Here is a 26,631-nt window from a genome sequence, read left to right as displayed (position 1 = left end):
GGCCGATGCGATGAAGCTTCACTTCGAGCCCAACCTGGACTACCAGCTCCAGGCCATTGAGTCGGTCTGCGACCTGTTCCGAGGTCAAGAGATCTGCCGCACCGAGTTCACCGTCACCATGAAGCTGCCCGACCAGCAGCTGACGCTGGGCGTGGCCGACACGGACAAGGGCCTGGGCAACCGCCTGACCCTGGTGGACGACCAACTGCTGGACAACCTGCGCAGCGTGCAGCTGCGCAACGGCCTGGCGCCGTCCAGCACGCTGGCGTCGGGCGACTTCACGGTGGAGATGGAGACCGGCACCGGCAAGACCTACGTCTACCTGCGCACGATCTTCGAGCTGAACAAGCGCTACGGCTTCACCAAGTTCGTCATCGTGGTGCCGTCGGTGGCCATCAAGGAAGGCGTCTACAAGTCGCTGCAGATCACCGAGGAGCACTTCAAGAGCATGTATGCCGGCGTGCCGGTGGACTTCTTCCTGTACGACTCCAGCAAGCTGGGCCAGGTGCGTAACTTCGCCACCAGCGCCACGATCCAAATCATGGTCATGACGGTCCAGTCCATCGTTCGGAAGGACTACGCCGTGGTCTACAAGGACTCTGAGAAGACCGGTGGCGAGAAGCCTATCGACCTCATTCGCGCGACCCGCCCCATCATCATCGTGGACGAGCCTCAGAGCGTGGACGGTGGAGACGACGGGAAGGGTAGGAAGGCGTTGGCCGAGATGCACCCGCTGTGCACCCTGCGCTACTCGGCCACCCACGCCAACAAGCACCACATGGTGTACCGGCTGGATGCCGTGGACGCCTACGAGCGTAAGCTGGTCAAGCAGATCGAGGTGGCAGCGGCCACCATCGAAGACGCCTTCAACAAGCCGTACGTGCGCCTGCTGGAGGTGAGCAACAAAAAGGGCATCTCGGCCAAGGTGGAACTGCACGTGCAGACGGCCACCGGCGCCAAGCCGCAGGTACTGACCGTCAACGACGGTGACGACCTGGAGCAGCTCGCCAAGCGGGCGGTGTACGCCGACTTCCGTGTCGGCGAGATCAACACCGCCAAGGGCGAAGAGTTTATGGAGCTGCGCTACCCCGGCGGCGAGGTCTACCTGGCCCTGGGGCAGGCCCACGGCGAGGTGGATGCCCTGGCCGTGCAGCGCGAGATGATCAGGCGGACCATCAAGGAGCACCTGGAGAAGGAGAAGCTGCTGCGGCCCAAGGGCATCAAGGTGCTGTCGCTGTTCTTCATCGAGTCGGTGGCGCGCTACCGCCAGTACGACAAGGACGGCAACCCGGTGAAGGGCGACTACGCCCGCATTTTCGAGGAAGAGTACCGGCGTGCGGCCAAGCTGCCGGCGTTTCAGAGCCTGTTCGGCGAGGTGGATCTGGCGCAGCAAGCCGCCGCCGTACACGACGGCTACTTCTCCATCGACAAGAAGGGCCGCTGGGCCGATCCCGAACTGGACAAGGAAGGCGGCCTGAAGAACGAGACCAGCCGCGCCGACGCCGAGCGCGGCTACAACCTCATCATGAAGGAGAAGGAGAAGCTGCTCAGCTTCGGCACGCCGCTGAAGTTCATCTTCTCCCACTCGGCCCTGAAGGAGGGCTGGGACAACCCCAACGTCTTCCAGATCTGCGCCCTGCGCGAGATGGGCAGCGAGCGCGAGCGGCGCCAGACCCTGGGCCGGGGACTTCGCCTGTGCGTCAACCAGGACGGGCAGCGCGTCTATGGCCACGACGTGAACCGGCTGACGGTGATTGCCACCGAGTCGTACCAGGAGTTCGCCGACCAGCTGCAGAAGGAGATCGAGGCGGACACAGGCATCCGCTTCGGCATCGTCGAGCAGCACCAGTTCGCCACCATCGCCATCACCACGCCCGACGGCAAGGTGGCTCCGCTGGGCGTGGACCAGTCCAAGGCCCTGTGGGACCACCTGCGCGCTGCCGGACACATCGACGCCAAGGGCAAGGTGCAGGACTCGCTGAAGATCGCGCTGAAGGACGGCAAGCTAGCCCTGCCCGAGGCCTTTGAGCCCTACCGGGGCCAGGTGGCTGAGCTGCTGCGCAAGGTGACCGGCCGCGTGGAGGTGAAGAACCGCGACGACCGCGAGACCGTACCGCTGCGCAAGGGTGCCGACGGCAAGGCCGTGACGCTGAGCGAGGACTTCAAGGCGCTGTGGGACCGCATCAAGCACAAGACCACGTACCGGGTGCAGTTCGACAACGACAAGCTCATCCGCGACTGCACAGCCGCGCTGACCCGTGACCTGCACATCGCCCGCGCCCGGCTGCAATGGCGCAAGGCGGAGATCGGCATCGGCAAGGCCGGTGTGGAGGCACGCGAGAAGGAAGGCGCCTACACCGTGACGCTGGACGAGGCCGACATCCAGTTGCCCGACCTGCTGACCGACCTGCAGGACCGCACGCAGCTGACGCGGCGCACGCTGGTCAAGATCCTGACCGAGTGCGAGCGCCTGGACGACTTCAAGCGCAACCCGCAGCAGTTCATCGAGCAGGCAGCCGAAATCATCAACCGCTGCAAGCGCATGGCCCTGGTGGACGGCATCTGCTACCAGCGCCTGGGCGACGACGCCGTCTGGGCCCAGGAGCTGTTCGAGACCGAGGAACTGACCGGCTACCTGACCAACATGCTGCGCGACACCAAGCGCTCGATCTACGAGCACGTGGTCTACGACTCAGCCACCGAGCGCGACTTCGCCGACGCGCTGGAGAAGGACGACGACGTGGTGCTATACGCCAAGTTGCCCGGCTGGTTCAAGGTGCCCACCCCGCTGGGCAACTACAACCCCGACTGGGCCGTGCTGGTGAACAAGGACGGCACCCGGCGCCTGTACTTCGTGGTCGAGACCAAGAGCAGCCTCTTCACCGACGACCTGCGCAACAAGGAGAGCGCCAAGATCGAGTGTGGCAAGGCGCACTTCAAGGCGCTGGCGGTCGGCGAAAACCCGGCTCAGTACGTTGTGGCCACATCATTTCAGGATGTGCTCAAGACGATGGACTGATGGTCGGCACTTGGTACCAGAATGGCAAGAGGCGCCACTTTTCTCGGCAGTGCCACTGTCGAAGTGATCTCAAAATATTGCGGACGCTGGATCAGACTCTGTAACAGCCACATCTGGACCGGGTAACAATCCGGGTAACTCATTGAGTGAAGACCATCGAAAATTAGGTTTTATGAGGCTTCTCGGCCACTGTTCAACAGACCCCAGCCCACCACATTTTTCTTGCACGAATCCGAAGGCGTCGGGGCCTTCGCGATTCGTTTTGCACCGATGAGGCCTCTCGAAGACCTGTTGTTCTCCCAAGGCTTCGGCACCCGCCGTGTCTGCCGTGGCCTCGTGCAGCAAGGTCGCGTGGCGGTGGGGGATCCGCCGCAACCCTGCCTGGACCCCGATCAGGCTTTCGAAGCAGAAGGCTTGCGTTTCTCGGTCGAGGGCGTGCCCTGGGAGTGGCACGAGCGTGCTTACCTCATGCTTCACAAGCCGGCGGGCTACGAATGCTCGCAGCGCCCGTCGGCACACCCGAGCGTGTACACGCTGTTGCCGGCCCCGCTGCGCCAGCGCGGCGGCGGTGCAGCGGCTGGCGTGCAAGCCGTGGGGCGGCTCGACCAGGACACCACTGGCCTTCTGCTGTTGTCCGATGACGGGGCCTTCATTCACAAGATGACTTCGCCCAAGCACCACGTGCCCAAGGTCTACGAGATCACGTTGCGGCACGCCATGGAGGCCGGCGCCGTTCAGCGCCTGTGCGATGGCGTGGTGCTCGACGACGATCCGAAGCCGGTGCGCGCGCTGGCCGCGGAACTCGTGGCGCCGCTGCACCTGCGGCTCGTGCTGGGAGAGGGCAAATACCACCAGGTCAAACGGATGGTGGCGGCGGTGGGCAATCGGGTGGAGGCCCTGCACCGGTCGGCCTTCGGCGAGCTGCGCTTGCCGCCCGATCTGGCGCCCGGTGGCTGGCGCTGGCTCACACCCCAAGAGGTGCAGGGGTTGCGCGACTTCCGCGCGCGCCGATGACGGGCAATCGCCCGTGCGGCGTCAGAGCAGATCACCCTTGCGGCTGTCCAGCGGCATCAGGAACGAGTTGTTGTCCTGCCACTGCGAGTTGAAATCGCTGCTGCGCGCGTCGGCCGGCACGCTGTTCTGCCAGTTCGACGACAGTGGGTTGAAGTCGCTGTGCGGGCGGCTGCTGCGCTGGCGGTTGATGGCACTGCGCAGGTTGGTCTGGGCCGCGATGATCGCGCGCTCTTCCATCTCGCGCTCGCGCATCGCACGGTTGAATTCGGACTCGCCCAGGAATTCGGCGCGGATCTCGGCCACCGTGGGAAGGCTGTTGGACCGAACCACCCAATAAGGCAGGCCGATCTGGCTGAGCAGCGAATGCTTGAGCGCCCGCGTGCTGCGAGGAATGCCTGCGGGGCCGGGAACGTCGAGGCAGCCCACCACACGCCCGTCGGACTTGCAGATCGTGAAAGTGCAGTACACGCCACCCAGCAGCTTGTACCAGTCCACCCCTTCTTCACGCTGCCGCGGCAGCGTGAAGCGCGTGACCGGCAGCTTGATCATCACGTGGTGGTCGTAGAAGGCGCGCGCGAGCCAGTGCCATACGCGCGCTTCTTCGCTGTTGGCCAGGGGGCGCGCTGCCAGCGGCCAGTGCTTGGGCAGGCGACGCCGCTTCTTGGCCTGGCGTTCCACCCAGATGCGGTGCAGCAACGCACCCACCGCCAGCAGGGCGGGGGTGAGAGCGGCGAGCAGCCAGGGTTGGTTCCAGTCGATCATGGATTCGGGCAGGTGGCCAGATTTGTATCAAAGTGTATAGAAGCCGCCACCGATCCGATGAGGCGTCAAGCCGAAAGCCGGCGAGGTCGTGATTTCCTTGGGATTCGCGCCGGCCGCCTGTGGCGGCCGCACCGCGTTGCCGCGAAATGCTTCTCGGGCTGGACCCGGATTGTCCGCGCGCCGTTCCCCCGAGCCCATCCCTCAATTGCAGGAATGCGTGATCAGACACGCGGATTTGTCACGAACTGCTGCAATAGGCGCGTCAATGCCTCGGGTTGGTCGCGGTGCGGGCTGTGGCCGCAGGCGGGCAGGGCGTGAAGGCCGGCGTGGGGCGCAGCACGGCGGATCGCTTCCAGCTGGTCGAGCGTGCCGTACTCGTCGTTTTCGCCCTGCACCAGCAGCAGCGGGCTGCCGATGCGGCGGCATTCCTCTTCGATGTTGTAGCCGCGGAAGGCCGGGCTGAGCCAGACGTCGTTCCATTGCCAGAAAGCGTTGTCGACGTCGCGGTGGTGCCGGGCCAGCCGCTGGCGGAGGCTGCCGGGGGCGTCCGGGTCTTTCAGGTAGGCGTCGCGCGCCTGGGCGATGGCCTGCACCGATACGTCTTCCACGAACACATGGGGCGCCAGCACCGCACACGCCTCCACGGGGTGGGCGCTCGCGTGGAGCAGGGCGATGGTCGCGCCGTCCGAGTGCCCGACCAGCACGGGCCGCTCGATGCCCAGCTTCGCGAGCAGCGCGGGCAGCACGTCCATCGCTTCGCGGTGCATGTAGTCGGGCTCATGGCGACCGACATGCCAGAAACCCTCGATGCGGGGCTCGCCCCGCACGTCGTCGACCGGGTCTGATTGCCCATAGCCGCGCCGCGAATACAGCCAGCCTGCGCGGCCGGTGGCGCGGCACAGGATTTCGGGCCAGCACTGGCCCCGCTGTGTCCAGAGGGAAACGCTGCCCAGGCCTTCGTGCAGGAACACCAGGGGCGCGCGCGTGTTGTCTCCCGGGATGTGCGCCACTTCCAGCCGCACCCCGTGCACGTCGATATGGGTCATGCGCCGATCGTAGCGGCGTCGCCGGATGCGCGCCGGGTGCGCGGACGGGTATTCTTCGCGCCATGCGATCCATGTTCGATGCTTTCTGGCGCTCGGTCGCCTACTGCCTGCACCCGCGCGTGATCGCGCTCTCCTTCCTGCCGCTGGTGCTGATGGTGGTGCTCTCGTTCGCGCTCGGCTACTTCTTCTGGGACACGGCCGTCAGCGAGGTCGCCGCCTGGTTCGAAGCCTTTGACCTCGTGCAGGCCTTTCTCAGCTGGCTCGAGCGCATGGGGCTCGCTTCCTTGCGTGCGGTGTTCGCGCCGATGGTGGTGCTGGTGCTGGCCACGCCCGTCATCGTGCTGGTCTGCCTGCTCCTGGTGGCCTTGTTCATGACGCCCGCGATGGTGGATCTGGTCGGGCAGCGGCGCTTTGCGCGTCTGGACAAGCGCCACGGCGGCTCCTGGGTGCTCGGCCTGTTCTGGTCGCTCGGCTCCACGCTGGTTGCCGTGCTGGCGCTGCTGCTGTCCATGCCGCTGTGGCTGGTCCCGCCCCTGGTGCTGATCCTGCCGCCGCTGATCTGGGGCTGGCTGACCTACCGCGTGTTCGCCTTCGATGCGCTGGCCACCCACGCCAGTGCCGACGAGCGCCGCCAGCTCATGCGCGAGCACCGCAGCGTGCTGCTGGTGATGGGCGTGCTCAGCGGCTACCTGGGCGCAGCGCCCAGCCTGCTCTGGGCCTCGGGGGCCATGTTCATCGCCCTGGCGCCGCTGCTGGTGCCGGTCGCGATCTGGATCTACACCCTGGTCTTCGCGTTCGCCTCGCTCTGGTTCGCCCACTACCTGCTTGCCGCGCTCGAGCGTTTGCGCGCCACGGCCGCGGTCGAGGTGGTGGACCCGGCCCCTGCGACGCCGGTGTCCGAAGCCTCGGTCACCCCCCCGAATGGCCTGCCGCCGGCCGACCCGCTTCCTCTGCCCCCCGGACCGCACCAACCATGAGCCCTGCTTTCGGCCTGATCATCGTCGGCGACGAAATCCTCTCCGGCAAACGCCAGGACAAGCACCTGCCCAAAGTGGCCGAGCTCCTGGGCGCGCGCGGCCTGTCGCTGGCCTGGGCGCGCGTGGTGGGCGACGACCGCGAGCGCATCACCGACGCCTTGCGCAGCGCGTTCGCCGGCCGCGACGTGGTGTTCTGCTGCGGCGGCATCGGCGCCACGCCCGACGACCACACGCGCCAGTGCGCCGCGGCTGCCCTGGGCGTGGAACTGCAGTTGCACCCCGAGGCCGCCCGCCTCATCGAGGAGCGCATGCGCGACGTGGCGGCCGAGCAGGGCCTTCCCTTCGACCCGCAGCGGCCCGACAACGTGCACCGCTACAACATGGGGGTGTTCCCTGCCGGCGCGCGTATCGTGCCCAACCCGTACAACAAGATCCCCGGCTTCTCGTGCATCGGGCCCGGGGGCGCGGAGCTGCATTTCGTGCCGGGCTTTCCCGTCATGGCCTGGCCGATGATCGAGAACCTGCTCGATCAGCGCTACGCCCATCTGCACCGCGCGAACGCCTGGCAGGAGCGCTCGGTGATCGTCATGGGGGCCATGGAGGCCGCCCTCACCCCGCTCATGGAACGCATCGAAGCCGGCCACCCCGTGAAGGTGTTCAGCCTGCCCAGCGTGGACCACCCGACCTACGGGCGGCACATCGAACTGGGCGTCAAGGGCGCGGTGGAGGCCGTGGCGGCGGCGTTCACCGATCTGCTCGCGGGCCTGCAGGCCCAGGGGGCCGAGCTGGGCCCCGAAGTGGTGCGCTGACCGTTTGCACTGTGTTGGTGCCTTAATGTCTTCTTGTGGTGCATCGGCGGTGTTGGACTGCCGCTTACCCGCGCAAAGGCGCCAGGAGCCGGCGCCATGCCCCGACATGGAACCGTTCTGGCGCACCGGCCGCGGGCCATAATCGCCGCTTCGCCCCACGGATGAGCTCGGGCGACATGCCCAGTGGCATGGAACCTGCATACCCCCCAGCCGTCGCTTTTCTTTTTCCCACCCCTTCCAGAGACACAGGAGCATTTGATGGCCAAGACCGTCGCAGACGTGATGCAGATGGTGAAGGACAACGAAGTCAAGTTCGTTGATTTCCGTTTCACCGACACCCGCGGCAAAGAGCAGCACGTCACCGTGCCGATTTCGGCGTTCGACGAAGACAAGTTTTCTTCGGGCCATGCTTTCGACGGCTCGTCGATCGCTGGCTGGAAGGGCATCGAGGCCTCGGACATGCAACTCATGCCCGACCCGAACACCGCCAACATCGACCCGTTCTTCGAAGAAACCACGCTGTTCCTGCAGTGCGACGTGGTCGAGCCCAGCGACGGCAAGGCCTATGACCGCGACCCGCGCTCGATCGCCAAGCGCGCCGAGGCCTACCTGAAGGCGTCCGGCCTGGGCGACACCGCCTACTTCGGACCGGAACCCGAGTTCTTCATCTTCGACGGCGTTCGCTACAGCAACGAACCCGGTCGCGTGTTCTTCGAGATCGAAGAGTACGAAGCCCCCTGGAACAGCGGCGCCAAGCTCGAAGGCGGCAACCGCGGTCACCGTCCCACCGTCAAGGGCGGCTACTTCCCCGTGCCCCCGGTCGACAGCACGCAAGACATGCGCGCCGAGATGTCTCTGATCCTCGAATCGCTGGGCATCCCCGTCGAGGTGTTCCACCACGAAGTGGCGGGTGCCGGCCAGAACGAGATCGGCACCAAGTTCTCCACCTTGGTGGAGCGCGCCGACTGGACCCAGGTGCTCAAGTACGTGGTGTGGAACGTGGCCAATGCCTACGGCAAGACCGCCACCTTCATGCCCAAGCCCTACGCCGGCGACAACGGCTCGGGCATGCACGTGCACCAGTCGATCTGGAAAGACGGCAAGAACCTGTTCGCCGGTGACGGCTACGCCGGCCTGAGCGACTTCGCGCTGTACTACATCGGCGGCATCATCAAGCATGCCCGCGCGCTCAACGCCATCACCAACCCCGGCACCAACAGCTACAAGCGCCTGGTGCCCGGCTTCGAAGCGCCCGTGAAGCTGGCCTACAGTTCGCGCAACCGCTCGGCGTCGATCCGCATCCCGCACGTGGCGAACCCCAAGGGCCGCCGCATCGAGGCGCGCTTCCCCGATCCTTCGGCCAACCCCTACCTGGCCTTCTCGGCCCTGATGATGGCGGGTCTGGACGGCGTGGAAAACAAGATCCATCCGGGCGAAGCCGCCACCAAAGACCTGTACCACCTGCCGCCCGAAGAGGACAAGCTGGTCCCCACCGTGTGCAGCAGCCTCGACCAGGCCCTCGAGTACCTCGACAAGGACCGCGCCTTCCTGACCAAGGGCGGCGTGTTCACCGACTCGATGCTCGACGCCTACATCGAGCTCAAGATGGGCGAGGTGACGCGCTTCCGCATGGCGCCGCACCCCGTCGAGTACGAGATGTACTACAGCCTGTGATCCGGCACCCGCTTGCGCGGGTACGGTGAATGCAGAGGGACGGCTCCGGCCGTCCCTTTTTCTTGGGCGAACGTCTCCGCAGGGTTCGCCTGAGGCACTTTCGCCGGGCAATTCGGTCATACTGCCCGCCGAAAAAACCGCCTTGGAGTGCCTGTGTCCGTTGCCCTGTCCTTTCCGGTTCGTCGCCTGCTGCCCCTGCTCATGCTGACGGGCGCCTTGCCGGTGTTCGCCCAGGACACCATCTACCGCTGCGGCAACGAGTACATCAACAACGCGGCGATCGCCAAGCAACGCGGCTGCGTGCCGCTGCAGGGCGGCAACGTCACGGTCATCGAAGGCACCCGCCCTTCGCCCGCAAGCACCGCCCCGGCGCCGCGCGGAAACGGCGCGGTTCAGGGCAGCGGCCCGCGCGTGGACAGCGCGGCCCAGCGCCAGCGCGACGCCGACGCCCGCGCCACGCTCGAGGCCGAGCTGCGCAAGGCCGAAGAGCGGCTGGCCGAGGCGCAGAAGGCCTATGCCAACGGCGAGCCCGAAAAGCAGGGCATCGAAGGCCGCAACCACCAGCGCTACCTCGACCGCGTGGCCAGCCTCAAGGACGCCGTGACCCGCGCCGAGAACGATGTCGCCAGCATCCGCCGCGAACTGCAGCGCCTGAACTGAGCCTGTCGCACAATCGGCGGCTTGAACAAGTCAGACGCCCTCTCCCTCTTCAAACTGGTCACGCGGCGCGGCGGTGAACGCGATGCCGCGCGGCCCAACGCCGCCGCCGCTTCGCGGTTCCAGGCCCTCGACCTGCTCGCCACGCTCGTGGCAGTGGTCGACACCGAAGGCCAGGTGCTCTACGCGAACGCCGCGCTCGAAGACGCGCTGGGCATCTCCCGGCGCAGCATCGCGGCCGTGCGGCTGCAAGACTGCTTCACCGAGCCCGTGCTGCTCGACAACGCCTTGCAGGGCGCGCGCAGCAACGAGTTCGCGGCGCTGCGCTACGACGCCTTCCTGCACCGCCTCAACCACGAGCCGATGCCGGTGCACGTGGTGGTGGCGCAAACCGAGCAGACCGGCGAGGTGGTGGTGGAGATGCTGCCGCAGGAACAGCAGACCCGGCAGGAGCGCGAAGAGCGCCTGCTCGACCAGGCGCAGGCCAACAAGGAGCTGATCCGCAACCTCGCGCACGAGATCAAGAACCCGCTGGGCGGCATCCGCGGTGCGGCGCAACTGCTGCAGATGGAGCTGCAGAGCAAAGAGCTCATCGAGTACACGCAGGTGATCGTGCACGAGGCCGACCGCCTGCAATCGCTGGTCGACCGCCTGCTCGCACCGCACCGCCGGCCGCACGTGGTGGGCGATGTGAACATCCACGAGGTCTGCGAGCGCGTGCGCTCGCTCATCGTGGTCGAGTTCCCCAAGGGGCTGAAGGTCGTGCGCGACTACGACACCTCCATCCCCGAGTTCCGTGGCGACCGCGAGCAACTGATCCAGGCGCTGCTCAACATCGTTCACAACGCGGCGCTGGCGCTCAGCGAGCGCATCGAAGCGGGCGATGCGCGCATCACCCTCAAGACGCGGGTGGGCCGTCAGGTGACCTTCGGCAAACAGCGCTATCGGCTGGCACTGGAATTGCATGTCATCGACAACGGGCCCGGCGTGCCGGACTCGATCAAGGACCGCATCTTCTTTCCCCTGGTCTCGGGGCGCGACGGTGGGTCCGGCCTGGGGCTGACGCTGGCGCAAACCTTCGTGCAGCAACACCATGGCCTGATCGAGTGCGAGAGCGAGCCGGGCCGGACGGACTTCAAGATCCTGATTCCGTTGCCTTGACCATCACGCACCACGCTCGCCGAGCCACCTGAAGGGACGACCGATAAATGAAGCCGATCTGGATAGTGGATGACGACCAGTCCATCCGCTTCGTGCTCGAGAAGGCTTTGCTCCGCGAAAACCTGCCCACGCGCAGCTTCACCAACGCCACCGAAGTCCTCAAGGCCCTGAGCGACACCCCCGAGAGCGAGGGCCCGCAAATCCTCGTGAGCGACATCCGCATGCCTGGCGGTTCGGGCCTGGACCTGCTCGAGAAGGTCAAGCAGCGCTACCCCGCGCTGCCCGTCATCATCATGACGGCCTTCTCCGACCTCGACAGCGCGGTCTCGGCCTTCCAGGGCGGGGCCTTCGAGTACCTGCCCAAGCCCTTCGACCTGACCAAGGCGGTGGAGCTGATCCGCCGCGCGGTGGACGAGAGCCAGCGCGAGGAAGTGTCCGAAGAGCGCCTGAGCGCCATGCCCGAAATGCTGGGCCAGGCGCCCGCCATGCAGGACGTATTCCGCGCCATCGGCCGCCTGAGCCAGAGCCAGGTCACCGTGCTGATCACGGGCGAATCGGGTTCGGGCAAGGAGCTCGTGGCGCGCGCATTGCACAAGCACTCGCCGCGCGCGAGCGGGCCTTTCGTGGCCATCAACACCGCCGCGATCCCGAAAGACCTGCTGGAAAGCGAACTGTTCGGCCACGAGCGCGGCGCCTTCACGGGCGCGCAGACCATGCGCCGCGGCCGCTTCGAGCAGGCCGATGGCGGCACACTGTTTCTCGACGAGATCGGCGACATGCCCTTCGATCTGCAGACGCGCCTGCTGCGTGTGCTGTCCGACGGCCAGTTCTACCGCGTCGGTGGCCACAGCGCCGTGCGCGCCAATGTGCGCGTGATCGCCGCCACCCACCAGAACCTCGAGCAGCGCGTCAAAGAGGGCGTGTTCCGCGAAGACCTGTTCCACCGCCTCAACGTGATCCGCCTGCGCCTGCCCGCGCTGCGCGAGCGCCGCGAAGACGTGCCCATGCTCACGCGCTTCTTCCTGCAGCAGAGCGCCAAGCAGCTCGGCGTGGAGCCCAAGCGCATTTCGGACGCCGCGCTCAAGCTGCTCGGCAGCTTCGATTTCCCGGGCAACGTGCGCCAGCTCGAAAACGTGTGCCACTGGCTGACCGTGATGGCGCCCGCGCAGGTGATCGAGACCAAGGACCTGCCGCCCGAGGTGCTGGGCGCCGTGGGCAGCCCCGAGATGGTCGCCGCGGCCAGCACGGCCCTGCCGGCCTCGCTGGCGCCGGTCGCGGCGCCGGCGGCGTTCGCCAGCCCGGCCGCGGCAGAGACCGCGCGCGAAGCGCTTGCGCCCGCCACCGCGCCGGTGGTGGCCGTGCCCGCGCCCATGACCGCCGATGCGCCCGCCGCGCCGTCTTCGTGGGAAGCGGGCCTTCAGGCCGAGGCCCTGGCCCTGCTCGAAACCGGCCGCACCGACGTGTGGGACGTGCTCACGCGCCGCTTTGAAACGCGGCTGATCCAGACCGCGCTGGCCAACACGCGTGGCCGCCGCATCGAGGCCGCGCACAAGCTCGGCATCGGCCGCAACACCATCACGCGCAAGATCCAGGAACTGGGGATGGAGTGACCGCCCGGGCGGTGCTCACGCCAGCGTGAGCACCACCGGCGCGTGATCGCTCGGGCGCTCGTTCTTGCGCGGCAGCTTGTCCACCGCGCAGGCCGTGGCGCGGGCCTTGAGCGCCTCGCTCACCAGGATGTGGTCGATGCGCAGGCCGCGGTTGCGGCGGAAGGCGAGGTCGCGGTAATCCCACCAGGAGTAGTTTTTCTCGGGCTGGGGGAACAGGCGCACGCTGTCGGTCAGGCCCAGGCCGATCAGCGCCTGCAGCTGCGCGCGCTCCTCGGTCGTGCAGTGGATGGTTTCGCGCAGGCCCACCGGGTCCCACACGTCGAGGTCGTCGAAGGTGATGTTGTAGTCGCCCATGAGCACCAGCGACGGGTGTGCCGCGAGCTCGCCGCGCACCCACTCGCGCAGCGCGTCGAGCCAGCGCATCTTGTAGGCGAACTTGTCGCTGCCCGGCGCCTGGCCGTTGGGAAAGTAGCCCCCGATCACGCGGATGCCGTCGACCGTGCCCGCGATCACGCGCGCGTGGTCGTCCTCGAAGCCCGGGATGTTCTTCACCACGTCGGTGGCCGGCGACTTGCTCAGCAGCGCCACGCCGTTGTAGGTCTTCTGCCCGTGCCACTGCGCGTGGTAGCCCGCATCGGTGAAGGCCTGCGCGGGGAACTTGTCGTCGGTGAGCTTGAGCTCCTGCAGCACCAGCACCTCGACCGGGTTGGCCGCGAGCCAGTCGAGCACCTGCGGCAGGCGGATGGACAGCGAGTTGACGTTCCAGGTGGCAAGGCGCATGGATCAGGGCTTTCGCACGTAGGTCACGAAGGCGAACGGCAGGCCGTTCGCCGCGGTATGGGCCTCGCGCGTGGTCTCGGTCCATTCGGGGCCGAGCGCGGGCATGAAGGCGTCGCCCTCGAAGGCCTGCGCGATCTCGGTCACGACCGCGCGCTGGGCGTGGGGCAGCGCTTCGCGGTAAAGCTCGGCGCCGCCGATCACCCAGATCTCGGGCGCGTCGCCGCACAGGGCCAGCGCCTCGGGCAAGGAGCCCGCGCGCTGCGCGCCCTCGGCCCGCCATTGCGCGTCGCGCGTGAGCACGGTGTTCTGACGGCCCGGCAGCGGCCGAAAACGCGGGGGCAGCGAGTCCCAGGTCTTGCGGCCCATGAGCACGGGGGCGCCCAGCGTGTGGCGCTTGAAGTGTGCAAGGTCTTCGGGCAGGTGCCAGGGCAGGGCGTTGTCCTTGCCGATCACGCCGTTGGCGGCGCGCGCGTAGATGAGGTTCAGGCGGGGCATGGCTCGGGCCTTTTCAGACCGCCACGGGCGCCTTGATCACCGGGTGGTGCTGGTAGTCGAGGATCTCGAAGTCGTCGAGCTCGTAGTCGAAGATCGAGGCCGGACGGCGCTTGATGCGCAGCGTGGGATAGGGGTAGGGCGTGCGCGAGAGTTGCAGCTCGACCTGTTCGCGGTGGTTGCTGTAGATGTGGCAGTCGCCGCCGGTCCAGATGAACTCGCCCACCTGCAGGTCGCACTGCTGAGCCAGCATGTGGGTGAGCAGCGCGTAGCTCGCGATGTTGAAGGGCACGCCGAGAAAGATGTCGGCGCTGCGCTGGTAGAGCTGGCAGCTCAGCTTGCCCTCGGCCACGTAGAACTGGAAGAAGGCGTGGCAGGGCATGAGCGCCATCTTGTTCAGGTCGGCCACGTTCCAGGCGCTCACGATGATGCGGCGCGAGTCGGGGTTGGTCTTGAGCTGCTTGACCACCTCGGCGATCTGGTCGATGTGCTGGCCGTCGGGCGTGGGCCAGTTGCGCCACTGCACGCCGTACACCGGGCCGAGGTCGCCGTCTTCGCGCGCCCATTCGTCCCAGATGGTGCAGCCGCGCTCCTGCAGCCATTTCACATTGCTGTCGCCGCGCAGGAACCACAGCAGCTCCACGATGATGGCCTTGGTGAACACCTTCTTGGTGGTCACGAGTGGGAAGCCTTCGTTGAGGTCGAAGCGCATCTGGTGGCCGAACACGCTGACCGTGCCGGTGCCCGTGCGGTCCGTTTTGGGCACGCCCGTGGTGTACACGTGGCGCATGAAATCTTCGTACTGGGAGCGGACGGGGCGGGCGGTGGTCATGGCGGCGGCAAATGGCAAGCCGGCATTTTGCACCGCCATGGCGCGCGGTCTTCAGGGCCGCGCCGAAACCGTTTGCGCGAGCAGGGGCGAGGCGGGGGCGATGGTGGGGTCGAACGGGTGCTCGGTGAGCGCGTAGAAGCGCTGGATGCGGCGCACGTAGTCGCGCGTCTCGGCGAACGGCGGGATGCCGCCGTGTTTGTCGACCGCGCCCTCGCCCGCGTTGTAGGCCGCCACCGCCAGGGGCACCTGGCCACGGAAGTACGACAGCAGCCAGCGCAGGTAGCTCATGCCGCCGCGGATGTTCTGCTCGGCGTCGAAGGGCTTGCTGATCGCGAAGCGCGCCGCGGTCTCGGGAATGAGCTGCATCAGCCCCTGCGCGTTCTTGTCGGACACCGCGTGCACGTTGAAGTTGGACTCGGCGCGGATCACCGCGTACACCAGGCCCGGCTCGAGCCCATAGCGCGGCGCGAGCCTGTAGACGATCTTCATGATGCGCTGCTGCTCGGCCCCGTCCACATGGGCGCGGTAGGCCGTGGCCAGTGCGGCCTTGCGTTCGGCCTCGCGCTGCTGTTCGGCGCGTTCGGCCTGTTCGCTGGCCGCGCGCGCCTCGCGCCGTTCGGCCTCGCGCACGCAGTCGGGCTTTTCGGCGGCCACGCCCAGGCGCTTGAACATCTCGGCCGCACGTTCGTCGCCGAGCAGCGCGGCGCGCGCGAACCAGTGCGCCGCGAGCGCGTCGTTGCGCGACAGGCCGCGGCCGTTGGCGTGCATCCAGCCCAGGTTGAAGGCCGACACCGCGTCGCCCGCGAGCGCGGCCTGGCAGTACAGGCGGACCGCCTGTGCCGCGTCGCGCGGCACGCCCTCGCCATGCTCGTACGCGATCGCCTGTTCGCGCCATTGCTGGCGCAGCGCGCCGTCCACCGGCTGCACCGCCTGCGCCGCGCCCACGAACGCGCCCAGGCCGATGGCCAGGGCGGGCAGCGTGCGGCGAAGCAGCGGGTTCATGGCGTCAGGACGCGGCCGGGGTTGAAGCGGTTGTGGGGGTCGAGCGCCGCCTTGATGCGGCGCATCAGCGCGAGTGCCACCGGGTCCTTGAAGTGCGGCAGGTGGCCGGCCTTGAGGCTGCCCACGCCGTGCTCGGCGCTGATCGAACCATGGTAACGGGCCACCGTGTCGAACACCAGTTGGTTCACGCGGCTTTCCTGCGTTTGCAGGAAGTATTTGGCATCGGCGCCGGCCGGCGCCTGCACGTTGTAGTGCAGGTTGCCGTCGCCCAGGTGGCCGAAGTTCACCAGCCGCACGCCGGGGATTTCGCGCTGCAGCAGCGCATCGGCTTCGTCGCAGAAGGCCGGGATGCGCGACACCGGGAGGCTGATGTCGTGCTTGATGTTCAGGCCTTCCTGCGCTTGCGCGAGCGGGATGCTCTCGCGGATGTGCCAGAGCGCATGGGCCTGTGCGATCGATTCGGCCACCACCGCGTCGCTCACCAGCCCGTGTTCCATCGCGGCCTCGAGCAGGCCCTCGAACTGGGCGCGGGCGTGGTCTTCGCCTTCGCTGTCGCTGTTCTCGAGCAGCACGCAATAGGGCGTTTCCTGCCACAGCGGCACGCGCAGCTGCGGCATGTGGCGCGCCACCAGCGAGAGCGCGAACTGGCCCATCACCTCGAAGCCCGTGAGTCCGGCGGCCAGACGCTGCTGCGCCAGGCCCAGCAGATCGACCGCGGCCTGCAGCGAGGGCACCGCGGCCCAGGCCGTGAGCGTGGCCGCGGGTTGCGGGAAGAGCTTGAGCGTGGCCGCGGTGATGATGCCCAGTGTGCCTTCGCTGCCCACGAACAGGTCGCGCAGGTCGTAGCCGGTGTTGTCCTTGCGCAGGCCCGAGAGGCCATGCCACACCTCGCCCTCGGGCGTCACCACCTCAAGGCCCAGGCAGAGCTCGCGCGCATTGCCGTAGCGCAGCACCTGCGTGCCGCCCGCGTTGGTGGCCAGGTTGCCGCCGATGGTGCAACTGCCCTCGGCCGCGAGGCTCAGCGGGAACAGCAGGCCCTCGGCCTCGGCCGCCTGCTGCACCGCCTGCAGCACGCAGCCGGCCTCCACCGTCATGGTGAGGTTGGCGCGATCGATCGCGCGCACCGCGTTCAGGCGCTGCAGGCTCAGCACCACCTGGGTGCCGCTGTCGTCGGGCACCGAGCCCACGACCAGGCCGGTGTTGCCGCCCTGGGGCACCAGGCTCGCGCCGTGCGCGGCGCAGGCGCGCACCGCCGCGGCCACTTCGTCGGTGCTGCCGGGCCGCACCACGGCCAGGGCGCGGCCATGCGCGCGCTGGCGCCAGTCGCGCTCGTAGGCTTCGAGGTCGTGGGTGTCGCGCGTGAGCACCTGGGCGGGGCCCAGGGCGGTACGCAGGGCGTTCAGCAGGTCGGCATTCATGGCAGGCACCGGGGCATCAGGGTTCGCGCGCCACCGCACGCTCGGCCGCGGCATTGGCCGCGGCCACGTCGGCCGCCACCGCCTCGGGACCGGCCGCGCGCAGGCGCAGCCGCACATGCAGGGCGCAGGCCACGAACAGCGTGATGCACAGCAGGGTCTGCAGCGCGGCCATGAGCGTGGACAGGCCGCTCTCGCCGCTGGTGGCGCGCACCACGCCCTCGGTGAAGTACAGCCAGACCAGCAGGCTCACCCAGCGGTAGGTGTACATGCGGTTCTTGAGCAGGCCGGCCAGCGGCAGCGCCAGCGGCAGCACCTTGATGGCCCACCACGAGCCGCCCTCGCGCAGCGGCGCGAGCCAAAGCTCCCAGGCCAGGCCGACGGCGATCAGGCCCACCAGGCTCGCGACGGCCAGGCGCCGCGTGAAGGCCACGCGCGTGGCCGGATCGGAAGAGAGGAACGACATGCGGGCCCGGCGAAAAAACGAGGCTGGCATGATACCGGCATGACCTTGTCCGAGCGGCTCGACACCCTGCGTCCCCTGGCGCGCGACCTGTGGCGCAACGCGCTGAATTTCCCGTGGCGCACCACCGCGCTCACGCTGCAGGAGCGCTTCCGCGAAGACCGCCTGGGCCTCACCGCCAGCAGCCTCACCTTCACCACCACGATCTCGCTGGTGCCGCTGTTCGCGCTGGCGCTGGCCATCTTCAGCGCCTTCCCCATGTTCGACCGGCTGCAGCGCGGCCTGCAGCGCAGCCTGGTGGAAAGCCTGGTGCCCGAGAGCATCGCGCGCCCGGTGCTGATGTACCTCAACCAGTTCGCGGCCAAGGCCACGCAGATGGGCTGGGCCGGCGCGCTGGCGCTGCTGGTCACGGCGCTCGCGCTCATCCTCACCATCGACCGCAAGCTCAACGACATCTGGCGCGTGCGCCAGGCACGGCCGGTGACGCAGCGCATCCTGGTGTACTGGGCGGTGCTCACGCTGGGGCCGCTGCTGCTGGCGGCGAGCGCGGCGGCCACCACCTACGCCTTCGGCGGCGCGCGCGGCCTCGCGGGCCTGCCGGGGCCGCTGCGCCTGCTGATCGATTCGCTGCAATTGCTGCTGGTGACCGCGGGCATGGCCGCGCTGTACCGCTACGTGCCCAACACGCGCGTGCGCTGGAGCCATGCGCTCGTGGGCGGCCTGTTCACCGCGGTGGGCCTGGAGGTGGCCAAGCAGGTGCTGGCCTGGTACCTCAAGCAGGTGCCCACCTTTTCGGTGCTCTACGGCACCTTCGCCACCGTGCCCATCCTGCTGGTGTGGATCTACCTGGGCTGGGTGATCGTGCTGCTGGGCGCGGTGATCGCGGCCTACCTGCCGAGCCTGCTGCGCGGCGTGGCGCGGCGCGGTGACGTGCCGGGCTGGAGCTTCCAGCTCGCGCTCGAACTGCTGGCCCAGCTCGCCGTGGCGCGCGCCGGGCAGCCGCGCGGCCAGAACCTGGAAGCGATCGCGGCCGCGCTGCGCGTGGAGGCGCTGCAGCTCGAAGAGCCGGTGGCCGCGCTGGTGGCGCTCGACTGGCTGGGCCGGCTCGACGAAGAGGGCGAGCGCTACGTGCTGCTGATCGACCCGGCCACGACCGCCCTGGGCCCGCTCATGGAGCAGCTGCTGCTGTCGCGGCACAGCGCCACGGCGCGCCTGTGGGAGCGCAGCCATTGGGCCGGCATGACCGTGGCCGAGGCCTTGCCCGAGCCGCTCATGCCGCGCTGAAGGGCGCGGCCAGGAAACCGCGGAATCGCGCCCGCCCGCCGCGCGTGGGCGCGGCCGTGAGCCGGTAGGCCGGAAAGCGCCGCAGGAAGCGGCCGATGGCGATGCGCCCTTCGAGCCGCGCCAGGCTCAGCCCCGCGCACTGGTGGATGCCGAAGCCGAAGGCCAGGTGCTTGTTGGGCTCGCGCGCGATGTCCAGCGTTTCCGGGTCGGTGAACTGCGCCGGGTCGCGGTTGGCCGCGCCGATGCACAGCGTCACCAGCGTGCCCGCGGGCAGGTCGAGTTCGCCGATGCGCGTGTCTTTCACGGCGCGGCGGTTGCCCAGCTGGTTCGACGACTCGTAGCGCAGGAACTCGTCGACCGCGCGGTCGAGCACGGCCACCTCGTCGCCGCTGGCCATGCGCTGCAGCAGTTGCGCGCGCACGGCCGGGTGTTCGTGCAGCGCCACCAGCGCGTTGCCGATCAGGTTGGTGGTCGTCTCGTGGCCCGCGTTGAGCAGGAAGATGCAGTTCTGCAGCAGCTCGACCTCGCTCAGCTGCTCGCCGTCGGCCTCGCCCTGGATCAGGCGCGTGAGCACGTCGCGCTCCGGGTCGCCGGGGGCCAGGCGCCGCGCGGCCACCAGGGTGCGCAGGTAGTCGCACATCTCGGTCACGGCGCGGTGGCCGCGCTCGGCCTGCGCGGGCGTCACCACGGGTTCGAGGGCGCCCAGGATGGCGAGCGACCATTCGCGCAGCGGCCCGCGATCGGCGTGCGGCACGCCCAGCAGGTTGCCGATGATCTCCACCGGGATGGCGGCCGCGAAGTCTTCGATCAGGTCGCCGCCTTCGTGCGCCGCGATGCCGTCGAGCAGGCGGTCGACCAGTTCCACCAGGCCGGCCTCCATGTCGGCGATGGCGCGGCGCGTGAGCGCACCCATGATCAGGCGGCGCACGCGCGTGTGCAGCGGCGGGTCATTGAACACCAGACTGGTGGTGTGGTGCTCGAACAGCGGCGTGCCCCGGCCGTACTTGGGCGCGAACTCCACCTGCTTGTCCGAGCTGAAGGCCTGGGCGTCGCGGTACACGGCCACCAGGTCGGCCCAGCGCGTGAGGAAGACCGAGCCGTCGGGCATGCGGCGGATCGGCTCGCGCTCGCGCAGCGCGCGGTAGACCGGGTAGGGGTTGGCGAAGAAATCGGGCGGCAGGGCGCGCAGGTCGAAGGCCTGCGCAATGGCCTGGGCGCGCTCGGGCGCCATCGGTGGGGTGATGAGCTCGGCGGTGATCATGCGCGCAGGAAATCGCGGATCGCGAACAAGGTGGCGTCAGGGGTTTCGGTCATCTGGTGGTGGCCGACCGGCAGCGTGACCACCCGGTGCGACTTGCCCGTGGCCTTTGCGGTGTCGATCAGCGTCTTCGCGGCCCTGGCCTGCGTCATCTGGTCGAGTGCGCCGAGCACGAAGAGCACGGGGCAGGTCAAGGCCTGCATGGCGGCCTCGCCGTTGGCGTAGCGGTCGCAGGCCACGAAGCCGCGGTGGAACACGTTGACCTCGGGGTTGCTGCGCAGCACGCGCCGGCCCAGCGCCATGCCCGCGCCGTAGACCCAGGTGCCCGGGCCCAGCGCCGAGGGCGGCGCGGCCAGGGTGCTGCGGCTGAACACGTTGACCATGCGCAGCGCCTTCTCGGGTTCGTTGAGCGAAGACTCGATGAGCGCGGGCGAGACCTTCATGGGGTAGGCCGTGCCCACGAGCACCGCGTGCGTCACCCGGTCTTTGAGGCGGGCCGCGGCCTCGAGCGCGATCAGCGAGCCCCAGCTGTGCCCCACCAGCGCGGCGCGCGGCACGCCCGCGGCGTCGAGCAGGGCGGCGATGAAATCGGCGGCTTCCTCGACGCTGGATGGCGCTTCGCCCGCGCTGCGGGCGTGGCCCGGCAGATCGATCGCGAGCACGTTGAAGCCGTGGTTGGCCAGGTAGCGGCTCTGCAGGATCCACACGCTGTGGTCGTTGAGCACGCCGTGGATGAACACCACCGTGGGCTTGGCCGGATCGAGCGCCTTGCCGCCGGTGTAGCAGTAGGTGCGGGCGCCGTTGACGAGCAGTTCCATCACGCGGCCTTTTCTGCGGCCTTGAGCGCGCGCTTGAGGTCGTCGATCAGGTCGTCGGCGTCTTCGAGGCCGATGGACAGGCGGATGGTGCCGGGGCCGATGCCCGCGCCCGCGAGCGCTTCGTCGCTCATGCGGAAGTGGGTCGTGCTCGCGGGGTGGATCACCAGCGAACGGCAGTCGCCCACGTTGGCGAGGTGGCTGAACAGCTTGAGCGCCTCGATGAAGGCGCGGCCCTGGGCGCGCGAGCCTTTGATGTCGAAGCTGAACACCGAGCCCGCGCCGCGCGCGCCGAAGCGCAGCAGCTTCTCGGCCAGCGCGTGGCTGGGGTGCGATTCGATCAGCGGGTGGCCCACGCGGCCCACCAGCGGGTGGCTCGCGAGGAACTGCACCACCTTCTCGGTGTTGGCCATGTGGCGGTCCATGCGCAGCGACAGCGTCTCGATGCCCTGCAGGATCAACCAGGCCGAGTGCGGGCTCATGCAGGCGCCGAAGTCGCGCAGGCCCTCGCGGCGCGCGCGCAGCAGGAAGGCGCCCACGGTGCTTTCCTCGGTGAACACCATGTTGTGAAAGCCCTCGTAGGGCTCGCTGAACTCGGGGTAGTGGCCCGCGGCGTCCCAGTCGAAGCTGCCGCCGTCGACCACCACACCGCCGATGACGGTGCCGTGGCCGCTGAGGAATTTGGTGGCCGAGTGGTAGACCAGATCGGCGCCGAGCTCGAGCGGCTTGACCAGGTAGGGCGTGGTCAGGGTGGAATCGACCAGCAGCGGCACCTTGGCCTCGTGCGCGATCTGCGCCACGGTGGGGATGTCGAGCACGTCCAGCCCGGGGTTGCCCACGGTTTCGCCGAAGAAGAGTTTGGTGTTGGGCCGCACCGCGGCGCGCCAGCCGTCGATGTCGCCGGGCTTGACGAAGGTGGTGTCTATGCCGAAGCGGCGCAGCGTGTAGTGCAGCAGGTTCTGGCTGCCGCCGTAGAGCGCGGTGCTGGCCACGATGTGCGAGCCCGCGCCCATGAGCGTGGCCACCGCCAGGTGCAGCGCGGCCTGGCCGCTGGCCGTGGCGATGGCGCCGATGCCGCCTTCGAGCGCGGCCATGCGCTGCTCGAACACCGCGTTGGTGGGGTTGCTGATGCGGCTGTACACGTGGCCCGCGCGCTCCAGGTTGAACAGGGCCGCGGCGTGCTCGCTCGACTCGAAGACGAACGAAGTGCTCAGGTGGATGGGCACGGCGCGGGCGCCGGTGGCGGGGTCGGGGCTGGCGCCCGCGTGCAGCGCGAGCGTGTCGAAGCCGGGGTCGGCATGGCCTGCCATGGGTGTCGTCTCCAGGGTGTTTTTCGGCGGATTGTGGGCTATATTGGCCGCCAGTCTCGCCTGCAGGCGACACATCCCGAGGAGCACACATGAAAGTCAGCGACATCCTGCGCGTCAAGGGCGGCACGCTCTACACCGTTTCCCCGGACGAACGCCTTGAAACCGCGGTGCAGACCATGGCGCAGTACGACATCGGCTCGCTGGCCGTGATGGAGCACGGCGAGCTCGTGGGCATGCTGACCTTCCGCGAACTCATCGAGACCCTGGCCGACAACGGCGGCCAGCTCGGCAACCGCACCGTGCGCTCGGTGATGGACGATCACCCCATGACCTGCACGCCCGAGACCGAGCTCGAACAGGTGCGGCCCATGATGCTCGAGAAGCACACGCGCTACATGCCGGTCATGGAGAGCCGCATGCTCATGGGCGTGATCAGCTTCTACGACGTGGCCAAGGCCGTGGTGGACAGCCAGAACTTCGAGAACAAGATGCTCAAGGCCTACATCCGCGACTGGCCCGAGGAAGAAGCTGCGCAAGACCCGCAGCCGCGCTGAGCCCCGCGCTCAGCCCAGGCTGGCGTGGATGTGCTCGCGCACGCGCGGGTAGATCTGCGCCTGCCAGCGCCGCCCGCTGAACACGCCGTAGTGGCCCACCCCCGTCTGGATGTGGTGCGTCTTGCGGTAGGGCCGGATGCCCGGGCACAGGTCCTGGGCCGCCACGGTCTGGCCGATGGCGCAGATGTCGTCGCGCTCGCCCTCCACCGTCATCAGCGCCGTGCGCCGGATCGCCGCGGTGTTCACGCGCCGGCCGCGCCACATCAGCTCGCCGCGCGCGAGGTCGAAGGTCTGGAACACCTTGGCCACCGTCTCCAGGTAGAACTCGGCCGGCAGGTCGTTCACGGCCAGGTATTCCTCGTAGAAGTCCTGGATGGTGCGGGCCTCGTCCACGCGGCCGTCCACCAGGTGATCGACCATGGTGCGAAACGACTGCTGGTGCCGCTCGGGGTTCATGCTCATGAAGGCCGTGAGCTGCACGAAACCGGGGTACACGCGGCGCAGGTGGCCCGCGTGCGGCAGCGGCACGTGGCTGATGAGGTTCTGCTCGAACCACTCGATGGGCTTGCTGGTGGCCAACCGGTTCACCTCGGTGGGGTTCACGCGGCAGTCCACCGGGCCCGCCATGAGCGTGAGGCTGACGGGTGCGGCGGGGTCTCCGTTCTCGGCCATGAGCGCCGTGGCGGCGAGCGCCGCCACGCAGGGCTGGCACACCGCCACCATGTGCGCGCCCGGGCCCAGGTGCGCGGTGAAGCGCATCAGGTAGTCGATGTAGTCGTCGAGCCCGAAGGCGCCGTGGCGCAGGTGCACGTCGCGCGCGTTGTGCCAGTCGGTGATGTAGACGTCGTGGTCCTGCAGCAGGGTGCGCGCGGTTTCGCGCAGCAGCGTGGCGAAGTGGCCCGAGAGCGGCGCCACGAGCAGCACCGGCGGGCCGGGGTCGGCCGCGCGCTTCTGGAAGTGCAGCAGGCTGCCAAAGGGCAGCTGCAGCGCCACGGTTTCGTCCACCGCCACCGGCTCGCCGTTCACCTGCACCTCGCCGATGCCATAGGGCGGGCGGCTGTGGGTGAGGCGCAGGCGGCCCACGAGGTCGCAGGCGGCCGCGAGCTGGCGCAGCCAGGTGCGCTCCGTGCGCGGCACCCACAGCGCCGAGGCCAGCGACTGGGCGGCCAGCCGCCAGGGTGAGAGCAGGTCGGACTGGGTCTGGTAGGCCTGATAGAGCAGCATGGTGTGCCTCTCGGGGAGGGATGCGCGGCATGCAGGCAAGTCCTGCGCCAGCCCGGCCGTGCACCGTGGCGGTGCCTCGCGCCGGCCCGCGCATGGCACAGGCTTTGCTGCGGCCGTGCATCCACAGGAGACGCCCATGGCCACGGCAGAACTCACCATCAGCAGCAAGAACTACGGGGCCTGGGCCCTGCGCGGCTGGCTCATGTGCAAGCTCGCGGGCCTGAAGTTCACCGAGAAGGTGATCCCGCCCGACGACCCTTCGGTGCGCGCCGAGATGCTGCTGCTCTCGTCGTCCATGCGCGTGCCCTCGCTGGTGCACGAGGGCGTCACGGTGTGGGACGTGCTGGCCATCGGCGAGTACCTCAACGAGATCAAGCCCGATGCCGGCCTGCTGCCGGCCGACCGCGCGGCGCGCGCGCACTGCCGTGCGATCTGCGGCGAGATGCACTCGGGCTTCACGGCGCTGCGCTCGTCGCTGCCCATGAACATCAAGGCCCACTTCCCGGGCTTCAAGCTCTGGAGCCGCGCGCAGACCGACATCGACCGCATCGAGGCGATCTGGACCGAGTGCCTCGCCAGCTACGGTGGCCCCTGGCTGTTCGGCGCCCGGCCCTGTATCGCCGACGCCATGTTCGCGCCGGTGGTGACGCGCTTCATCACCTACGCGGTGCCGCTGGACCCGGTGTGCGTGGCCTACTGCGACACGGTCATGGGGCTGCCGGCGATGCAGGAATGGGTGGCCGCGGCCGAGGCCGAGCCGGACGAGATCGACGAGTTGGATGCGGAGTTCTGACGCCCGCCGATCCAGCGGGCGAGAAAGGCCTCACGCCGGCCAAGGCGTCGGCTTCGGGATTTCGCACACCGGGTCCACGTCCACCGTCTTGAAATCGGCGGGCGAGACGATTTCCAGGTACTCCATGTCGGGCGAGTAGTCGAACAGGTAGTGCCGCACCCCGGGCCGCTGGTGCACGCAGTCGCCGGCCTCCACCAGCGTCACCTGGTCCTCGTACATGAAGCGCGCCCAGCCCTTGAGCATGATCACGATCTGGAAATCGGCCTCGTGCCGGTGCCAGCCGGTGCCGCCCTCGGGCGGCAGGTTGGCCTTCACCAGGTGCGCGATCACCTTGCCGTGCGTGGCCTTGGCGATGCCCAGGTCGCGGTAGAGGAAGAAGTCGCGCAGGCCGCCGCCCTGGTAGGGCGTGTCGGCGGGCTTGACGTGCGAAAACAGGGTTCCGGTGCGATCCAGCATGTGACGCTCCTTTCTGGGGCATGGCAGCCGCGGCTGGGCTGCTATGCAAGCCGAAGCACGAAGCATTCCGGAACCAGCCCTGGCCGGCCCGTGCCGGGCACTCGCCGATAATCGGCGCCCATGAGCGGCAACACCCTAGGCACCCTGTTCCGGGTCACGAACTTCGGCGAATCCCACGGCCCGGCCATCGGCTGCGTCATCGACGGCTGCCCCCCGGGCATGGACCTGTCCGAGGCCGATATCCAGGGCGACCTCGACCGCCGCCGCCCCGGCACCAGCAAGTTCGTCACCCAGCGCAACGAGCCCGACGCGGTCGAGATCCTCAGCGGCGTGTACGAGGGCAAGACCACCGGCACGCCCATCTGCCTGCTGATCCGCAACACCGACCAGCGCAGCAAGGACTACAGCGAGATCGCGCGCAGCTTCCGCCCCGGCCACGCCGACTACACCTACTGGCAGAAATTCGGCATCCGCGACCCGCGCGGTGGCGGTCGCTCCTCGGCCCGGCTCACCGCGCCCACCGTGGCCGCCGGCGCGGTGGCCAAGAAGTGGCTGGCGCAGAAGTTCGGCACCACCTTCCGCGGCTGCATGGTGCAGATCGGCGAGCTCGCCATTCCTTTCGAGGGCTGGGAGCACGTGCCGAACAACCCCTTCTTCGCGCCCGTGGCCGACGTGTCCGCGCTCGAGGACTACATGGGCGCGCTGCGCAAGCGCGGCGACTCTTGCGGCGCGCGGCTGCGCGTCACGGCCAGCGGCATGCCCGTGGGCCTGGGCGAGCCGCTGTACGACCGGCTCGACGCCGACATCGCCCACGCCATGATGGGCCTGAACGCCGTCAAGGGCGTGGAGATCGGCGCGGGCTTTGCGAGCGTGGCCGATTTCGGCAGCACCCACGGCGACAGCCTCACGCCCGAGGGCTTCGCGGCCAACAAGGCCGGCGGCGTGCTCGGCGGCATCAGCACCGGCCAGGACCTGGAGGTGCAGATCGCCATCAAGCCCACGAGCTCCATCCTGGTGCCGCGCGAGAGCATCGACATCACCGGCGCGAGCACCGAGGTCATCACCAAGGGCCGCCACGACCCCTGCGTGGGCATCCGGGCCACGCCCATCGCCGAGGCGCTGCTCGCGCTGGTGGTGATGGACCACGCGCTGCGCCACCGCGCGCAGTGCGGCGACGTGGTCACCGACACGCCCGACATCGCCGCGCGCTCGCGGGGCTGAGGC

At 68.6% G+C, this 26,631-nt stretch carries 25 protein-coding genes; 12 read left to right on the top strand and 13 right to left on the bottom strand.

The annotated features are described in order from the left end of the window. Nucleotides 1-10 precede the first annotated feature (10 nt). Together WDZ95_RS12790 and WDZ95_RS12785 are read left to right on the top strand one after the other, a co-directional pair. Nucleotides 11-3,019 (top strand): type III restriction-modification system endonuclease, encoded by a 3,009-nt coding sequence (locus tag WDZ95_RS12790; RefSeq protein WP_425778940.1) that lies wholly within the window; start codon nucleotides 11-13, stop codon nucleotides 3,017-3,019. Nucleotides 3,020-3,289: 270 nt separating this feature from the next. Continuing rightward, entirely contained in the window at nucleotides 3,290-4,033 is a 744-nt protein-coding gene (locus tag WDZ95_RS12785; RefSeq protein WP_287468306.1) for a 16S rRNA pseudouridine(516) synthase, read from the top strand. Nucleotides 4,034-4,054: 21 nt separating this feature from the next. Here the strand turns inward: WDZ95_RS12785 and WDZ95_RS12780 are convergent, their stop codons facing one another. Further along, nucleotides 4,055-4,795 (bottom strand): DUF2726 domain-containing protein, encoded by a 741-nt coding sequence (locus WDZ95_RS12780; protein ID WP_166224869.1) that lies wholly within the window; start codon nucleotides 4,793-4,795, stop codon nucleotides 4,055-4,057. 221 nt (nucleotides 4,796-5,016) lie between these two features. After that, nucleotides 5,017-5,841 (bottom strand): alpha/beta fold hydrolase, encoded by an 825-nt coding sequence (locus WDZ95_RS12775; protein WP_425778937.1) that lies wholly within the window; start codon nucleotides 5,839-5,841, stop codon nucleotides 5,017-5,019. A 62-nt stretch (nucleotides 5,842-5,903) separates the two neighbouring features. Here WDZ95_RS12775 and WDZ95_RS12770 point away from each other — a divergent pair, with 62 nt between their 5' ends. The 6 genes from WDZ95_RS12770 to ntrC all read left to right on the top strand — a co-directional run bounded on the left by WDZ95_RS12770 (nucleotide 5,904) and on the right by ntrC (nucleotide 12,729). After that, nucleotides 5,904-6,818, top strand: coding sequence for an EI24 domain-containing protein (locus WDZ95_RS12770; protein WP_425778935.1), 915 nt, complete (start codon nucleotides 5,904-5,906; stop codon nucleotides 6,816-6,818). Then, nucleotides 6,815-7,627 carry a competence/damage-inducible protein A gene (locus tag WDZ95_RS12765; protein WP_425778934.1) on the top strand — a complete coding sequence of 271 codons (813 nt, stop codon included), beginning with the start codon at nucleotides 6,815-6,817 and terminating at the stop codon, nucleotides 7,625-7,627. Before WDZ95_RS12770 ends, WDZ95_RS12765 begins: the two co-directional genes overlap by 4 nt. Before the next feature lie 258 nt (nucleotides 7,628-7,885). Further along, complete coding sequence (gene glnA, locus WDZ95_RS12760; protein ID WP_425778932.1) at nucleotides 7,886-9,301, top strand: type I glutamate--ammonia ligase; 1,416 nt, start codon at nucleotides 7,886-7,888, stop codon at nucleotides 9,299-9,301. Nucleotides 9,302-9,502: 201 nt separating this feature from the next. Then, nucleotides 9,503-9,961, top strand: a complete 459-nt coding sequence (locus WDZ95_RS12755) for a hypothetical protein (RefSeq protein WP_425778974.1) — start codon at nucleotides 9,503-9,505, stop codon at nucleotides 9,959-9,961. Nucleotides 9,962-10,015: 54 nt separating this feature from the next. After that, nucleotides 10,016-11,119: a nitrogen regulation protein NR(II) gene (gene glnL / locus WDZ95_RS12750; protein WP_425778972.1), complete on the top strand. Its 1,104-nt coding sequence runs from the start codon at nucleotides 10,016-10,018 to the stop codon at nucleotides 11,117-11,119. Between the two features lie 47 nt (nucleotides 11,120-11,166). Then, nucleotides 11,167-12,729 carry a nitrogen regulation protein NR(I) gene (gene ntrC, locus WDZ95_RS12745; RefSeq protein ID WP_425778930.1) on the top strand — a complete coding sequence of 521 codons (1,563 nt, stop codon included), beginning with the start codon at nucleotides 11,167-11,169 and terminating at the stop codon, nucleotides 12,727-12,729. A 15-nt stretch (nucleotides 12,730-12,744) separates the two neighbouring features. Here ntrC and xth read toward each other — a convergent pair whose 3' ends face one another. From xth to WDZ95_RS12715, 6 genes are read right to left on the bottom strand one after another with little or no spacing between them, the layout of a single operon-like run. Continuing rightward, on the bottom strand, nucleotides 12,745-13,509 hold the full coding sequence (gene xth / locus WDZ95_RS12740; protein WP_425778928.1) for an exodeoxyribonuclease III: 765 nt from the start codon (nucleotides 13,507-13,509) through the stop codon (nucleotides 12,745-12,747). Between the two features lie 3 nt (nucleotides 13,510-13,512). After that, entirely contained in the window at nucleotides 13,513-14,004 is a 492-nt protein-coding gene (locus tag WDZ95_RS12735; protein WP_425778926.1) for a dihydrofolate reductase, read from the bottom strand. 13 nt (nucleotides 14,005-14,017) lie between these two features. Continuing rightward, nucleotides 14,018-14,833, bottom strand: a complete 816-nt coding sequence (locus tag WDZ95_RS12730; protein WP_425778924.1) for a thymidylate synthase — start codon at nucleotides 14,831-14,833, stop codon at nucleotides 14,018-14,020. A gap of 51 nt (nucleotides 14,834-14,884) precedes the next feature. Continuing rightward, on the bottom strand, nucleotides 14,885-15,835 hold the full coding sequence (locus WDZ95_RS12725) for a transglycosylase SLT domain-containing protein (protein ID WP_425778922.1): 951 nt from the start codon (nucleotides 15,833-15,835) through the stop codon (nucleotides 14,885-14,887). After that, the gene (locus WDZ95_RS12720) at nucleotides 15,832-17,253 is read right to left on the bottom strand and encodes an FAD-binding oxidoreductase (RefSeq protein WP_425778920.1); all 1,422 of its coding nucleotides are present in this window, start codon (nucleotides 17,251-17,253) and stop codon (nucleotides 15,832-15,834) included. Before WDZ95_RS12720 ends, WDZ95_RS12725 begins: the two co-directional genes overlap by 4 nt. Nucleotides 17,254-17,269: 16 nt before the next feature. Beyond that, entirely contained in the window at nucleotides 17,270-17,716 is a 447-nt protein-coding gene (locus tag WDZ95_RS12715; RefSeq protein WP_425778918.1) for a DUF2069 domain-containing protein, read from the bottom strand. A 39-nt stretch (nucleotides 17,717-17,755) separates the two neighbouring features. Between WDZ95_RS12715 and WDZ95_RS12710 the strand changes: the two genes are divergently transcribed. Continuing rightward, on the top strand, nucleotides 17,756-18,997 hold the full coding sequence (locus tag WDZ95_RS12710) for a YihY family inner membrane protein (protein ID WP_425778916.1): 1,242 nt from the start codon (nucleotides 17,756-17,758) through the stop codon (nucleotides 18,995-18,997). Here WDZ95_RS12710 and WDZ95_RS12705 read toward each other — a convergent pair. Genes WDZ95_RS12705 through WDZ95_RS12695 form a run of 3 tightly spaced genes read right to left on the bottom strand, consistent with a single transcriptional unit; the run spans nucleotide 18,984 to nucleotide 22,380 of the window. Next, nucleotides 18,984-20,258: a cytochrome P450 gene (locus WDZ95_RS12705; protein WP_425778914.1), complete on the bottom strand. Its 1,275-nt coding sequence runs from the start codon at nucleotides 20,256-20,258 to the stop codon at nucleotides 18,984-18,986. The genes WDZ95_RS12710 and WDZ95_RS12705 overlap by 14 nt on opposite strands. Continuing rightward, the gene (locus WDZ95_RS12700) at nucleotides 20,255-21,073 is read right to left on the bottom strand and encodes an alpha/beta fold hydrolase (RefSeq protein WP_425778913.1); all 819 of its coding nucleotides are present in this window, start codon (nucleotides 21,071-21,073) and stop codon (nucleotides 20,255-20,257) included. Before WDZ95_RS12700 ends, WDZ95_RS12705 begins: the two co-directional genes overlap by 4 nt. Further along, nucleotides 21,073-22,380 (bottom strand): O-acetylhomoserine aminocarboxypropyltransferase, encoded by a 1,308-nt coding sequence (locus WDZ95_RS12695; protein ID WP_425778911.1) that lies wholly within the window; start codon nucleotides 22,378-22,380, stop codon nucleotides 21,073-21,075. Before WDZ95_RS12695 ends, WDZ95_RS12700 begins: the two co-directional genes overlap by 1 nt. Nucleotides 22,381-22,469: 89 nt before the next feature. Here WDZ95_RS12695 and WDZ95_RS12690 point away from each other — a divergent pair, with 89 nt between their 5' ends. Continuing rightward, on the top strand, nucleotides 22,470-22,934 hold the full coding sequence (locus WDZ95_RS12690; RefSeq protein ID WP_425778909.1) for a CBS domain-containing protein: 465 nt from the start codon (nucleotides 22,470-22,472) through the stop codon (nucleotides 22,932-22,934). Nucleotides 22,935-22,943: 9 nt separating this feature from the next. Here WDZ95_RS12690 and WDZ95_RS12685 read toward each other — a convergent pair whose 3' ends face one another. Continuing rightward, on the bottom strand, nucleotides 22,944-24,155 hold the full coding sequence (locus WDZ95_RS12685) for a polyhydroxyalkanoate depolymerase (RefSeq protein WP_425778970.1): 1,212 nt from the start codon (nucleotides 24,153-24,155) through the stop codon (nucleotides 22,944-22,946). Between the two features lie 139 nt (nucleotides 24,156-24,294). Here WDZ95_RS12685 and WDZ95_RS12680 point away from each other — a divergent pair, with 139 nt between their 5' ends. Then, nucleotides 24,295-24,951, top strand: coding sequence for a glutathione S-transferase (locus tag WDZ95_RS12680; protein ID WP_425778907.1), 657 nt, complete (start codon nucleotides 24,295-24,297; stop codon nucleotides 24,949-24,951). A gap of 30 nt (nucleotides 24,952-24,981) precedes the next feature. Here WDZ95_RS12680 and WDZ95_RS12675 read toward each other — a convergent pair whose 3' ends face one another. Then, nucleotides 24,982-25,407, bottom strand: a complete 426-nt coding sequence (locus WDZ95_RS12675) for a cupin domain-containing protein (RefSeq protein WP_425778905.1) — start codon at nucleotides 25,405-25,407, stop codon at nucleotides 24,982-24,984. Between the two features lie 120 nt (nucleotides 25,408-25,527). Here WDZ95_RS12675 and aroC point away from each other — a divergent pair, with 120 nt between their 5' ends. Beyond that, nucleotides 25,528-26,628: a chorismate synthase gene (aroC, locus tag WDZ95_RS12670; RefSeq protein WP_425778903.1), complete on the top strand. Its 1,101-nt coding sequence runs from the start codon at nucleotides 25,528-25,530 to the stop codon at nucleotides 26,626-26,628. The last annotated feature ends 3 nt before the right edge of the window (nucleotides 26,629-26,631 follow it).

It is taken from the genome of Hydrogenophaga sp. T2 (assembly GCF_049843535.1).
Classification (GTDB): Bacteria; Pseudomonadota; Gammaproteobacteria; order Burkholderiales; family Burkholderiaceae_C; genus Hydrogenophaga; species Hydrogenophaga crocea.
Note: the sequence above shows the minus strand (reverse complement) of the source record. Positions and strands in the feature narration are given on the sequence as shown.